This window comes from Paraburkholderia sp. (assembly GCF_035656215.1).
Taxonomy (GTDB): Bacteria; Pseudomonadota; Gammaproteobacteria; order Burkholderiales; family Burkholderiaceae; genus Paraburkholderia.
The window spans coordinates 1-13,476 of sequence record NZ_DASRSY010000460.1 but is presented as its reverse complement, the minus strand read 5'-3'; the positions used below and the strand labels follow the sequence as shown (position 1 = coordinate 13,476).

Annotated in this window: 12 protein-coding genes and 1 riboswitch; of the genes, 11 read left to right on the top strand and 1 reads right to left on the bottom strand. The window is 60.8% G+C overall.

The features are described from left to right. On the top strand, nt 1–662 hold a 662-nt coding region (locus VFE81_RS26920; RefSeq protein WP_325047494.1), incomplete at its 5' end, for an OmpA family protein. 117 nt (nt 663–779) lie between these two features. Here the strand turns inward: VFE81_RS26920 and VFE81_RS26915 are convergent. Next, nucleotides 780–1,772: a LysR family transcriptional regulator gene (locus VFE81_RS26915; protein WP_325047493.1), complete on the bottom strand. Its 993-nt coding sequence runs from the start codon at nt 1,770–1,772 to the stop codon at nt 780–782. Nucleotides 1,773–2,112: 340 nt separating this feature from the next. On the opposite strand from VFE81_RS26915, the gene VFE81_RS26910 reads away from it, so the two are divergent. From VFE81_RS26910 to VFE81_RS26865, 10 genes are all read left to right on the top strand, one after another. Next, on the top strand, nt 2,113–2,910 hold the full coding sequence (locus tag VFE81_RS26910; RefSeq protein WP_325047492.1) for a glycosyltransferase family A protein: 798 nt from the start codon (nt 2,113–2,115) through the stop codon (nt 2,908–2,910). Between the two features lie 68 nt (nt 2,911–2,978). Beyond that, nucleotides 2,979–3,115, top strand: a riboswitch (S-adenosyl-L-homocysteine riboswitch). Between the two features lie 33 nt (nt 3,116–3,148). Further along, complete coding sequence (gene ahcY, locus VFE81_RS26905) at nt 3,149–4,570, top strand: adenosylhomocysteinase (RefSeq protein WP_325047491.1); 1,422 nt, start codon at nt 3,149–3,151, stop codon at nt 4,568–4,570. A 152-nt stretch (nt 4,571–4,722) separates the two neighbouring features. After that, on the top strand, nt 4,723–5,076 hold the full coding sequence (locus VFE81_RS26900) for a phage holin family protein (protein WP_054040830.1): 354 nt from the start codon (nt 4,723–4,725) through the stop codon (nt 5,074–5,076). Nucleotides 5,077–5,087: 11 nt separating this feature from the next. Beyond that, entirely contained in the window at nt 5,088–5,918 is an 831-nt protein-coding gene (gene metF / locus VFE81_RS26895; RefSeq protein WP_325047490.1) for a methylenetetrahydrofolate reductase [NAD(P)H], read from the top strand. 205 nt (nt 5,919–6,123) lie between these two features. Further along, nucleotides 6,124–7,767, top strand: a complete 1,644-nt coding sequence (locus tag VFE81_RS26890; protein ID WP_325047489.1) for an ABC transporter substrate-binding protein — start codon at nt 6,124–6,126, stop codon at nt 7,765–7,767. A 204-nt stretch (nt 7,768–7,971) separates the two neighbouring features. Further along, complete coding sequence (locus VFE81_RS26885; RefSeq protein WP_325047488.1) at nt 7,972–9,600, top strand: ABC transporter substrate-binding protein; 1,629 nt, start codon at nt 7,972–7,974, stop codon at nt 9,598–9,600. 132 nt (nt 9,601–9,732) lie between these two features. Continuing rightward, nucleotides 9,733–10,743, top strand: a complete 1,011-nt coding sequence (locus VFE81_RS26880; protein WP_325047487.1) for an ABC transporter permease subunit — start codon at nt 9,733–9,735, stop codon at nt 10,741–10,743. A gap of 8 nt (nt 10,744–10,751) precedes the next feature. Next, nucleotides 10,752–11,669, top strand: coding sequence for an ABC transporter permease subunit (locus VFE81_RS26875; protein ID WP_325047486.1), 918 nt, complete (start codon nt 10,752–10,754; stop codon nt 11,667–11,669). A gap of 93 nt (nt 11,670–11,762) precedes the next feature. Beyond that, on the top strand, nt 11,763–12,755 hold the full coding sequence (locus VFE81_RS26870) for an ABC transporter ATP-binding protein (protein WP_325047495.1): 993 nt from the start codon (nt 11,763–11,765) through the stop codon (nt 12,753–12,755). After that, nucleotides 12,752–13,476: dipeptide ABC transporter ATP-binding protein (locus VFE81_RS26865; RefSeq protein WP_325047485.1), on the top strand; the 725-nt coding region annotated here is incomplete at its 3' end. The genes VFE81_RS26870 and VFE81_RS26865, both read left to right, overlap by 4 nt.

Below are 13,476 nucleotides of genomic sequence, written 5' to 3'. Positions count from 1 at the left end.
TCGTCGCGAACGTCACGGTCGATCAGGACACCAAGGCCGCCGACTGGCTCGCTCATCTGGACGGCTTTCTGCCGCTGATGGCATTGCCGGGCGCCGAAGTGAAAGTGGACGGTGCGCACATCGAACTGAGCGGCAGCGCGGCGAATGCGAAGTTCGGCTGGCTCGATAAGCTGAAGTCGCTGTTCGGCGCGTCGTATCAGATCGGTTCGTTCAACGTCGAACAGGCGGTTGCCAACGCAACCGAGAACTTCCGTGGCGCGATCAAGGGCCTGCTCACGCCGGACAGTTCGTGCGCGGCAGCGGACGTGGTCAAAGTGCTGAACCTGCAGGTGATCAACTTCACGAGCGCCAGCGCTCACGTGCCGGTCTCGGCGATTGAAGACCTGAACCAGTCGGCGCAAGTGCTGAACGCGTGCGCACGCAATGGCAAGATGGCCAAGCTCGAAGTGGCCGGCTATTCGGACAATGTCGGCGGCGCACAAGCCAATCTGCAACTGTCGAAGAAGCGCGCCGACGCGGTCCGTGCGTATCTCGTGAAGACGGGCGTGCCGGCGGATTCGCTCGTCGCGCAAGGTTACGGCGATCTGCGTCCGGTCGCGAGTAACGACACGGCGAGCGGCCGCTTTGCCAATCGCCGTATTGAGTTCGTCGCGCAGCAGTAATGACGGTGCTCAGTGAGCGTTCGTTGATCGCTCACTGAGCGCTTATTGAACGTTCAAGGTAAGCCGTTGAGGTGAGCCTAAAAACATGCCGCCCGGTTCGCGCCGGGCGGCATGTTGTCATTTGGCCGGCCGCGTTTGCGATGGTGGCGTTTGCAGCGGCGGTGTCTGAACCGGCGCCGTGAGGCCGATTATGCCGATGCCCGGCCCCAGCATGAAATCGTCGCCTGCCTGGCCCGGCAGCGCCTCGCGAGCCACTTCCAGCCACGCGCGCGCCGCATGCGACAGATAGCCGTTGCGGCGCCAGCCGATGGCCATTTCCCACGGAATCTCCGGCTCCACCACCGGCCGGCAGGTGAACTGCGCTGCGTCGAGCCGCCGGCAGTACGGCGCGGGCAGCAGTGCAATGCCGACGCCTGCCAGCACCAGCGCCGCCATGAAATCCCAGTGCCCGCTTCGCCCGACGATGGTCGGCGCAAAGCCGGCAGTGCGGCACGCATTCAGTACGACATCGTTGAGCGCGAGGCTCTCGCCGTAGAACACGAACGGCTCGTTGGCGAGTTCGGCGAGCGGCACTTCGTGCAGATCGTCCCAGCGGGAGCCGGTGCGCGCGACGAGCCACAGCAATTGGCGTGTCATCGGCAGCACCTCGATGTTGTCCGGGTCGACCGGTTGCAGCACGCCACCTAATTCCAGCTCACCATGAATCAGCGCGGCTTCAATCGCGCGCGAACCCTGCTCGAACAGTTTCAGTTCGATTTTCGGGTAGCGCTGGCGGAAGGCGGCGATGGCCGGTGTGAACAGTGAGCCGCCCATCGGCGGAATGCCGATGGTCAGCTCGCCGCGGCCGAGCGTGTCGAGATCATTCAGTTCGGCCTGCAATTGAGCATGCGCCGCCAGTACGTCCTGACCGCGCTGGTAGACGATCCGGCCAGCGTCAGTCAGCACCATTTGGCGTCCGTCGCGCAACAGCAGCGGCGAGCCGATTTCGTCTTCCAGCGACTTGACCATTTTGCTGATGGTTGGCTGCGTGACGAACATCTGCTCGGCGGCGACAGTGAAGCTCTGTTGACGGACCACTTCGACGAAATACCGCAGCGCTCGTAGTTCCACGATCTCAGTCTCCAGAATTCCAATTTGGAATAATCTGGATGATTGTAAGTCATTATATTTATGCCGCAGAGGCAGGCTACGTTGACTTTCATCAAAGTCCATCTGGTGATTGTCACGACGACGGATCTGCTCCTCCAATTCGCCAGCGCCGGCCACAAGCGGTGTCATGCGCGTCGCACGCGTCCTGCTAATACGCACCTGGTCGTGCATATGGAGTGGTGCGCCGCGTCGGTCCGCACACGCCGTGTGGCGCTCGCCGCCTTTCCAGGATGGCACTGGCCAGAATCGGGCTAGCATCAACGGTTTTCTACCGTTCGGCCCGCAGCGCCCGTTTCAGTCCATGACACCCATCTCGATCATCATTCCCTGCTACAACGGCGCGGCGACGCTTGCCCGTGCGCTCCAAAGTTGCCTGATCCAGCCGGAAGCCGCGCAGATCATCGTGGTGGACGACGGCTCGACCGATGCCTCCACCGATCTCGTCGCACACTACGGTCGCCTCGACCCGCGTGTGTGTCTGCTGCAGATGCCGTACAACGGCGGACCGGCTCGGGCGCGCAACTGGGGCGCAATGCATGCGGCTCACGGTCTGCTTGCCTTCCTCGATGCCGACGACGAATACATGTCCGGCGCGTTAGCCGCCGCGAGCGCGTTTCTCACGCAGAACCCGAAGGAAGTATCCGTGCGGCTCGACGTCGATTACACGGATTTTCCGGTCGACCTCATCCGCCACCCCGGTTTCGACAAACATGCCGCAACGCTCAGCAATACCGTGCCGAGCAGCCTGATCATCCGTCGCGCGGTGTATGCCGCACTTGGCGGCTTCCCGATGGATGCCGCGTTCCGCCGCATCGGCGGCGAAGACGGTGCGTTTTCGTGGGCCCTGCGCGAGATTTTCGGCAACCGGCGCCTGGACGACGTGAAGCGCGTGCGCATGCATTACCACGCCGGCATTCACGCCGAACGTTATTTCCGTATCGCACTTGGCTTGCAGACAGCGGATCCTGCCGACGTGGCCGATGCATTTCGGTTTTCGAGGCAATTCCTCGAAACCGCGCGCGCGGGCATCGAGCAATTGCGCGCGGCAAATGTCGCTGCTGACGCAACCGCATCTGCACTCGCGAATCACGCTGCGTAATCACCAACCCGGTCGCGCCAACCCGATCCACGCCCCGAAGCCATCTCGATTTGCTACAATCGCCGTTCGTCTCCGAGGAGCGTTGCGACGGGTACCGCGAATCAGCATATTCGCCGGCCGCCCGCCAGGCTCGGAGGCTTCAATCGGAGGGCCAGGATGCGCATAGCGCTTTCCCATCCACCGCATCGAACCGCGCTCACGTCAAATTTCTAGTCAATTTTTTAGAAAGGAGGGCGTGATGAACGCCGCAGTTCTCGATTCAAATTCCAAGCAGGATTTCCTCGTCGCCGATATGTCGCTTGCAGCCTGGGGCCGCAAGGAACTGAACATCGCGGAAACCGAAATGCCCGGCCTCATGCAGACGCGCGAGGAATACAAGAGCTCGCAGCCGCTGAAGGGCGCGCGCGTCGCGGGTTCGCTGCATATGACGATTCAAACCGGCGTGCTGATCGAAACCTTGACGGCACTCGGCGCGGACGTTCGCTGGGCATCGTGCAATATTTTCTCGACGCAGGATCATGCAGCCGCCGCGATTGCGGCAGGCGGCGTGCCGGTGTTCGCATTCAAGGGCGAATCGCTCGATGAATACTGGGAATTTTCGCACCGCATTTTCGAATGGCCGAATGGCGAATTCGCCAACATGATCCTCGACGACGGCGGCGACGCCACGTTGCTGCTGATCCTCGGCTCGAAGGCTGAGAAAGACCGTTCGGTGATCTCGAAGCCGGAAAACGAAGAAGAAGTTGCGCTGTACAAGTCGATCGCCAAGCACCTCGACGCCGACCCGGTGTGGTACTCCACGCGTCTCGCGCACATCAAGGGCGTGACGGAAGAAACCACGACGGGCGTGCACCGTCTGTATCAGATGGAAAAGGAAGGGCGCCTGCCGTTCCCGGCCATCAACGTGAACGATTCGGTCACGAAGTCGAAGTTCGACAATCTGTATGGCTGCCGCGAGTCGCTGGTCGACGGCATCAAGCGTGCAACCGACGTGATGATCGCGGGCAAGATCGCGGTCGTAGCCGGTTATGGCGATGTGGGCAAGGGTTGCGCGCAATCGCTGCGCGGTCTCGGTGCCACGGTGTGGGTCACGGAAATCGATCCGATCTGCGCATTGCAGGCAGCGATGGAAGGCTACCGCGTCGTGACGATGGAATATGCGGCGGACAAGGCTGACATCTTCGTGACGGCAACGGGCAATTTTCACGTGATCGGCCACGATCATATGGCTGCCATGCGCAACAACGCGATTGTCTGCAATATCGGTCACTTCGATTCGGAAATCGACGTTGCATCGACGCGCCAGTACACGTGGGAGAACATCAAGCCGCAAGTCGACCACATCATTTTCCCGGACGGCAAGCGCGTCATCCTGCTGGCGGAAGGCCGCCTGGTGAATCTGGGTTGCGCGACGGGCCATCCGTCGTTCGTGATGTCGGCATCGTTCACGAACCAGACGATCGCGCAGATCGAGCTGTTCGTTCACGGCGACAAATACGAAAACAAGGTCTACGTGTTGCCGAAGCACCTTGATGAAAAGGTCGCGCGTCTGCATCTGGGCCGTATCGGCGCGGAACTGACGGTGCTGTCGGACTATCAGGCAGGCTATATCAGCGTCGACAAGAACGGCCCGTTCAAACCGAATCATTACCGCTACTAAGTCACGCAAGTCACGCGACTAAGTAAGATTAAGCACGCGGGCGGTTTAAACGCATGACAGTTTGACGACAGGGCGGCGCGCAATGCGCCGCTTTGTTCGCCATGCCCGCCTCTTTCCGTTCAAACGGACATCCTGCCTCAAAGGAGCTCTACATGACCGTGCTGCTGACCTGGCTGATCAACGCGCTGGCGCTTCTGATCATCACCTATCTCGTACCGTCGATTCATATCCGCAGTTTCGGCACCGCATTGATCGTCGCGGTGGTGCTCGGATTGATCAACACGATCTTGCGACCGGTGCTGATCCTGTTGACGCTGCCCGTCACAATCGTCACGCTCGGACTCTTCATTCTGGTGGTCAATGCGCTGTGCTTCTGGTTGTGCGCCTCGCTGCTGAAGGGATTCGAAGTGTCGGGTTTCTGGTCGGCGTTCTTCGGCTCGATTCTGTACAGCATCGTTTCGTGGCTGCTGTCCGCGCTTATTTTCGGCAACCGCAGTCTCGGTTGATCTACTGAATCATGAACCCGATCGAACTTTCATTCGAATTCTTCCCGCCGAAAACGCAGGAAGGCGTCGACAAGCTGCGCGCCACCCGCGCGCAGCTCGCGACGCTCAAGCCCAAGTTCGTGTCCGTCACGTTCGGCGCCGGCGGCTCGACGCAACAAGGCACGCTCGATACCGTCGTCGACATGGCGAAGGAAGGGCTCGAAGCGGCGCCGCACGTGTCGTGCATCGGCTCGTCGAAAGAGAGCCTGCGCGCGATCCTCAACGAGTACCGCGCGCATGGCATCCGCCATATCGTCGCGCTGCGTGGCGATCTGCCGTCCGGCATGGGCGAAGTCGGCGAGCTGCGCTATGCGTCGGAACTGGTGAGCTTCATCCGCGCCGAGTTCGGCGACTGGTTCTGGATCGAGGTGGCCGGTTATCCCGAGTACCACCCGCAGTCGCGCTCACCGCGTCACGATCTGGAAAACTTCGCTAACAAGGTGAGGGCCGGCGCTAATTCGGCGATCACGCAGTATTTCTTCAACGCGGATGCGTATTTCCGTTTCGTCGACGATGCGAGGAAGCTCGGCGTGGACGTGCCGATCGTGCCGGGCATCATGCCGATCACGAACTTCTCGCAGCTGATGCGTTTCTCGGAGATGTGCGGGGCGGAAGTGCCGCGTTGGGTCGCACGCCGGCTGGAAAGTTTCGGCGACGACCGCGAGTCGATTCGCGCGTTCGGGCTGGATGTGGTGACGGACCTGTGCGGGCGTCTCATTAACGCGAAGGCGCCGGGCCTGCACTTCTACACGCTCAATGGCGCAGCGGCGACCAAGGCGATCTGCGAACGGCTGGGTGTTTAAGTTCTGAGTAGCCTCTATGCAAAGCCGCGCGGCTCATCGAGTCGCGCGGTTTTTTTACTGGAACTCCACCCTCAAACTACTGCCGCACTGCAACAAATGTACGCCGACTGGCGTTTTCCTGTGGCGTGTAAGCCCGCATTGAACCCGATTTTTGTGCTGTCTATGATCGAAGCGCAGCTAACTTGGCTGCTGTGCGGAGAACAAGATGACAGTGTCCCGATTGCTGTTTGCAGTTCGCCATACCTGCCTGCCAGTCTTGAGCGCCTGCGTGGTTCTTGCTGCCGGCCTCGCGCCTGCCGCAGCCGACGCGGCCAGCCTGCCTGATAAAACCCTCGTGTTCTGCTCCGAAGGCAGCCCGGCGGGCTTCGATTCCGCGCAGTACACCACCAGCGTCGAATTCACCGCTGCCTCGTACACGGTCTATAACCGCCTTGTCGAGTTCGCCCGCGGCAGTACCGATATCGAGCCAGGCCTCGCCGAGAAGTGGGATGTATCGCAGGACGGCCTGCAATACACGTTCTACCTGCGGCATGGTGTGAAGTTTCAGACCACCGCGTTCTTCAAGCCGACTCGCGAATTCAATGCCGACGACGTTGTCTTCACTTACCAGCGGATGCTGGATCCCGACCAGCCGTTCCGTAAGGCGTACTCGGTCCCGTTTCCCTACTTCGTCGATCTCGGACTGGCAAAGAACATCGTCAAGGTCGAGAAGCTGGATCCGTACACCGTGCGTTTCACGCTGAAGGAGGTCGATGCACCGTTCCTGCAGCAAATTGCGATGCCGTTCGCGTCGATTCTGTCGGCGGAGTACACAGATCAACTGCTGAAAGCCGGCAAGGCTGCTGATATCAACCAGTATCCGGTCGGCACCGGGCCGTTCATTTTTCGCAGCTATACGAAGGACGACACGATCCGCTTCGACGGCAATCCCGACTACTGGAAACCGGGCGTCGTGAAGGTCGGCAAGCTGATATTCGCGATTACGGTCGATCCGGCAGTACGGCTGCAGAAATTGAAACGAGGTGAATGCCAGGTGATGGCTTATCCCCGTCCCGCCGACATTCCGACTGTCAAAACCGACACCTCGCTTGCGATGCCGAGTCAGGTTGGTTTCAATCTCGGCTTTATCGCCTACAACACGACCAAAAAGCCACTCGACAACGTGTTGGTGAGACGTGCGCTGGATATGTCGATCAATAAGAAAGCGATTATCGAGTCGGTGTATCAGGGCGCCGGGCAAATCGCGACGGATCCCATGCCGCCGACCCAATGGGGCTACGACAAGAACCTGAAAGACGCACCTTACGACGTTGATAAGGCCAAGGCGTTGCTGAAGGAGGCCGGCTACCCGGACGGCTTTGACCTGACCTTGTGGGCCATGCCGGTACAGCGGCCCTACAACCCGAACGCCCGGCTGATGGCCGAAATGCTACAGGCCGACTGGGCGAAGATCGGCGTCAAGGTGACGATCGCCACGTACGAATGGGGTGAATACATCCGCCGCGCCCATGCTGGGGAACATGAGGCAATCCTGATCGGCTGGACGGGGGACTACGGCGATCCTGACAATTGGCTTGGTGTGTTGCTCGGTTGCGATGCGGTGAAGGGCAGCAATTTTTCCAAATGGTGCTACAAACCTTTCGACGACCTGATCAGGAAAGGCCGTGGCACCACCGATCTCGCCGAGCGAACCAAGGCCTATATGGAAGCCCAGGAAATCTTCAAGCAGCAGGTTCCGTTCACGCCGATTGCCCACTCCACCGTCTACCAGCCGATCAGCAAAGACGTCACTGGCTTCAAGATCGACCCGTTCGGTCCGACGCAATTCATGAACGTCGGGCTGAAATAGCCGCCAGCAATGACCCGTGGGCCGCTTTTTGCTGCGCCGGCCTCCAGCGTCGCACGTTCCGGCCAGCGCCGGCGTGCGGCAGCCCTTATGCCTCAACTGTTTCCGATCGTCAACCGGGGTATTTTCCTCCGCTTGTTGGTGCGAGCCAAGCTCAAGTAAGATCGCGCTACGCTGGCGGAAGCCGGCCCCGATCCTGGAGGAAACATGAAGCAAAACAACCTGTTGCGCGCCGCGCGTGTTACGACGCTCGTCGCAGCTGCAGCGGCATCGATGCTGGGCGCTACGAGCGCCCGTGCCGAGATCCCGAACAAAACACTCGTTTACTGCTCAGAAGGCAGCCCTGCGGGTTTCGATCCGGCCCAGTACACGACTGGTGTCGACTTCACGGCCAATACGTTCACCGTTTATAACCGCCTCGTCGAGTTCGAGCGTGGCGGCACGAAAGTCGAGCCGGGCCTGGCAGAAAAGTGGGATGTCTCGCCGGACGGCAAGACCTACACGTTCCATCTGCGCCACGGCGTGAAGTTCCAGACCACCTCGTTCTTCAAGCCGACGCGCGAATTCAACGCGGATGACGTCGTGTTCACGTTCCAGCGCATGCTGGACACGAACCAGCCGTTCCGTAAGGCGTACCCGGTCCAGTTCCCGTACTTCACGGACATGGGCCTCGACAAGCTGATCACCAGCGTCGAAAAGGTCGATCCGTACACGGTCAAGTTCACGCTGAAGGAAGTCAACGCGCCGTTCATCCAGAATCTGGCGATGGAATACGCGTCGATCCTCTCGGGTGAATATGCGGACCAGCTGCTGAAGGCCGGCAAGGCTTCCGACATCAATCAGTACCCGGTCGGAACGGGCCCGTTCATTTTCCGCAGCTACACGAAGGACGCGACGATCCGCTTCGACGGCAATCCGGATTACTGGAAGCCGAACGCAGTGAAGATCTCGAAGCTGATCTTCTCGATCACGCCGGACGCTGGCGTGCGCGTGCAGAAGATCAAGCGCGACGAATGCCAGGTGATGAGCTATCCGCGTCCGGCCGACATTGCGCCGCTGAAGGCCGAGGCGAACATCGCGATGCCGTCGCAGCCGGGCTTCAACCTCGGCTATCTCGCGTACAACGTGACGCACAAGCCGGTCGACAAGCTCGAAGTGCGTCAGGCGCTCGACATGGCGATCAACAAGAAGGCGATCATCGAGTCGGTGTATCAAGGCGCAGGCCAGGCCGCGACGAACCCCATGCCGCCGACCCAATGGTCGTACGACAAGAACCTGAAGAGCGCCACGTACGATACGGACAAGGCCAAGGCGCTGCTGGCGAAGGCCGGCTATCCGAACGGCTTCGACATCACGTTGTGGGCGATGCCGGTGCAACGCGCGTACAACCCGAACGCCCGTCTGATGGCGGAAATGATCCAGGCCGACTGGGCCAAGATCGGCGTGAAGGCGAAGATCGTCACGTATGAATGGGGCGAGTACATCAAGCGCGCTCACGCAGGTGAAGACGACACGATGCTGATCGGCTGGACCGGCGACAACGGCGATCCGGATAACTGGCTCGGCACGTTGCTCGGCTGCGAAGCGATAAACGGCAACAACTTCTCGAAGTGGTGCTACAAGCCGTTCGAGGATCTGGTCCAGAAGGGCCGCGAGTCGACCGATCAGGGCGTGCGCACGACGGCTTATATGCACGCGCAGCAGATCTTCGCGCAGCAACTGCCGTTCTCGCCGATCGCGCACTCGACTGTGTACCAGCCTGTCAGCAAGAAGGTGGTCGACATGCGTATCGAGCCGCTCGGTTATGCGCGCTTCGACGGCGTCAGCGTCAAGTAAAGGTAATACAGTCAAGCTTACGCAGTAGCTTTTCGTACCGTTAGAAAACTGGTCGAAATGGTCCGGCGACCGGGGTCACAAGCCCTCGTCGCCGGTTGCGTTTTTTCTTCATCAAGACCATAGGGACGAACCATGTTCCGCTTTGTTTTGCGCCGCATCGGCATGGTGATACCGACGTTCATCGGCATCACGATCCTCGCGTTCGCGCTGATTCACCTGATACCGGGCGACCCCATCGAAGTGATGATGGGCGAGCGCGGCGTCGATCCGGCCATGCATGCCGCCGCATTGCATCGCCTCGGGCTCGACGAGCCACTGCCGATGCAGTACATCCACTATGTTGGCCGCGCCATGCACGGCGACCTCGGCACCTCGATCATCACCAATACCAGCGTGATGGGCGAATTCCTCGCACGTTTTCCCGCCACCGTTGAACTGGGGTTCTGCGCGATGCTGTTCGCGCTGATCGTCGGCTTGCCGGCGGGCGTGTTCGCGGCCCTCAGGCGCGGCACGGTGGTCGATCACGGCGTGATGGGCACGGCGCTAACCGGCTACTCGATGCCGATCTTCTGGTGGGGTTTGATCCTCATCATGTTTTTTTCCGTGGACCTCGGCTGGACGCCGGTGTCGGGCCGCATCGCGGTCGAATACGACATTCCACACGTGACCGGTTTCATGCTGATCGACGCGATGATGTCCACCGACGAAGGCGCGTTCAAATCCGCGGTCAGCCATCTGATTTTGCCGGCCATTGTGCTTGGCACGATTCCATTGGCCGTTGTGGCCCGGATGACGCGTTCGTCGATGCTCGAAGTGCTGCGCGAAGACTACATCCGCACCGCGCGAGCGAAGGGTTTGTCGCCCGCTCGCGTGATCATCGTGCATGCGTTGCGTAATGCGCTGATTCCGGTTGTGACCGTGATCGGTTTGCAGGTCGGCACGCTGCTGGCCGGCGCGGTGCTGACCGAGACGCTGTTTTCGTGGCCGGGTATCGGCAAGTGGCTGATCGACGCGATCGGCCGGCGCGACTATCCGGTGGTGCAGGGCGGTATTCTGATGATCGCTACGCTAGTGATCGTCGTGAACCTCGTCGTCGATTTGCTGTACGGCGTGTTGAACCCGCGCATTCGCCATACGAGGTAACACGGACCATGGCAGACATTCAAAATACAGTCCCCACGTCGGTGACGCCGCCCAGCGGCCGCGCCATCGCCGCCCGCGAATTCTGGGCGAATTTCTCGCGTAACCGCGGCGCGGTCGGCGCCGGCATCATCGTGCTGACGCTAATTTTCATCGCGGTCTTCGCGCCGTTGATCGCCCCGCACAGCCCGATCGAGCAGTATCGCGACTTCGTGAAGATCCCACCCGCCTGGCTCGACGGCGGCAACTGGAAGTTCATTCTCGGCACTGACGAAGCGGGCCGCGACATCCTCTCGCGTCTGATGTACGGCGCGCGGCTGTCGTTCTGGATCGGCTTCGTGTCGGTCGTGCTCGCGCTGATCCCGGGCATCGTGCTCGGGCTGATCGCGGCGTTCTTCGAGAAGTGGGCCGATACGCCGATCATGCGCATCATGGACGTGCTGCTCGCGTTGCCCTCGCTGCTGCTCGCAGTGGCGGTGGTCGCGATCATCGGTCCGGGTCTCGTCAATACGATGCTGGCAATTGCGATCGTCGCATTGCCAGGCTATGTGCGTTTGACGCGCGCCTCGGCGCAAGGCGAATTGCAGAAGGAATACGTGACGGCTTCGCGGGTTGCAGGCGCGAGCACGCTGCGTTTGATGTTCTCGCAAGTGCTGCCGAACTGCACCGCACCGCTGATCGTGCAGGCAACTTTGGGCTTTTCGTCGGCGATTCTCGATGCTGCGGCACTCGGCTTCCTCGGACTCGGCGTGCAGCCGCCGTCGGCGGAGTGGGGCGCGATGCTGGCCTCGGCGCGCGACTATATCGACAGCGCCTGGTGGATCGTCACGATGCCGGGTCTCTCCATTCTGATCTCGGTGCTCGCGATCAATCTGCTCGGCGACGGGCTGCGCGACGCACTCGATCCCAAACTGAAGCGGATGGCCTGAATGGAACAACCTCCACGTTCAACTCATTCGCTGCCCTCCGAGGGGCCGGGTCAGTCCGCTTCGGGCGGCCATGCGCGTACTGACAGCAGCTTATTGACCATCCGCAATCTGGCGGTGAACTTCAACGGCCTGCCCGCTGTCGATCGGATTAACCTCGATGTCGCGCCGGGCGAAGTAGTCGGCGTAGTCGGCGAATCGGGCTCGGGCAAGAGCGTGACGATGATGGCGCTGATGGGCCTGATCGACGCGCCAGGCAAAGTCACCGCGGATGAGATCACCTTCAACGGGAAGAATCTGCTGAAGGCATCGGCAAGAGAGCGCCGCAAGATCATCGGCAAAGACATCGCGATGGTGTTCCAGGACGCACTCACCAGTCTGAATCCGAGCTACACGGTCGGCTATCAGATCAAGGAAGTGCTCAGGCTGCACGAAGGCCTGCGCGGCAGTGCGTTGGATAAACGCGCGCTGGAGTTGCTCGACCAGGTCGGCATTCCGGACGCGAAAAGTCGCATCACGTCGTTCCCGCATCAGATGTCGGGCGGCATGAATCAGCGCGTGATGATCGCGATGGCGATCGCCTGCAATCCGAAGCTGCTGATCGCCGACGAACCGACCACCGCGCTCGACGTGACGATCCAGGCGCAGATCATGGAGCTGCTGATCAAGCTGCAGAAGGAACGCGGCATGGCGCTCGTGCTGATTTCGCACGATCTGGCGGTGGTGTCCGAGGTCGCGCAGCGCGTCGCGGTCATGTACGCTGGCGAAGTGATCGAAACGAACCACGTGCCGGACATCTTCGCCGCGCCGCATCATCCGTACACGGAAGCGTTGCTGGCGGCGATTCCCGAACACAATGTCGGCGCGGTGCGGCTAGCTGCATTGCCGGGCATGGTGCCGGGACGTGACGACCGGCCGAAAGGTTGTCTCTTCGCACCGCGCTGCAAGTACGTGGTCGACGACTGCATGAAGGCGCGCCCCGCACTGGCGCCGATGCAAGGTCACGCCGAAGTGGCGCGCGTGCGCTGCATCAAACCCCTGAACCTGAGCGGCGACGCCAACGTTCACACTCATGGAGGCGCACGATGAACGCAGTACTCGAACCGCGGCGCCAGTCGGACCGTGCGGGTGATCACGTGCTGGTTGCCGACAAGCTTGCGCGTTACTACACGGTGAAGCGCAGCCTGTTCAGCCAGGGCACGGTAAAGGCTTTGAACGGCGTGTCGTTTGCGCTCGAACGTGGCAAGACCCTGGCGGTGGTGGGTGAATCCGGTTGCGGAAAATCCACGCTCGCGCGTCAACTGACCATGATCGAGGCGCCCAGTGCGGGCCGCCTGTTGATCGACGGTGAAGACGTGGCCGGCGCCGATCACGCGAAGATCGCTGCGCTGCGGCGGCGCGTGCAGATGGTGTTTCAGAATCCGTTTGCTTCGCTGAATCCGCGCAAGACGGTCGAGCAGACGCTCGGTGAACCGCTAGCCATCAACACGCAATTGAGCGCTTCCGAACGCGCTGAACGGATCGCGCAGATGATGCGTACTGTCGGCCTGCGTCCGGAGCATGCGAAGCGCTATCCGCATATGTTCTCGGGCGGTCAGCGGCAGCGCGTGGCGATTGCGCGCGCGATGATCCTCGATCCGCAGATCGTGGTCGCCGATGAACCGGTGTCCGCGCTCGACGTGTCGATCCAGGCGCAGATTCTCAATCTGTTCATGGATCTGCAGGAGCAGTTCAAGACCAGCTACGTGTTCATCTCGCACAACCTCTCGGTGGTGGAGCATATTGCCGACGATGTGATGGTGATGTACTT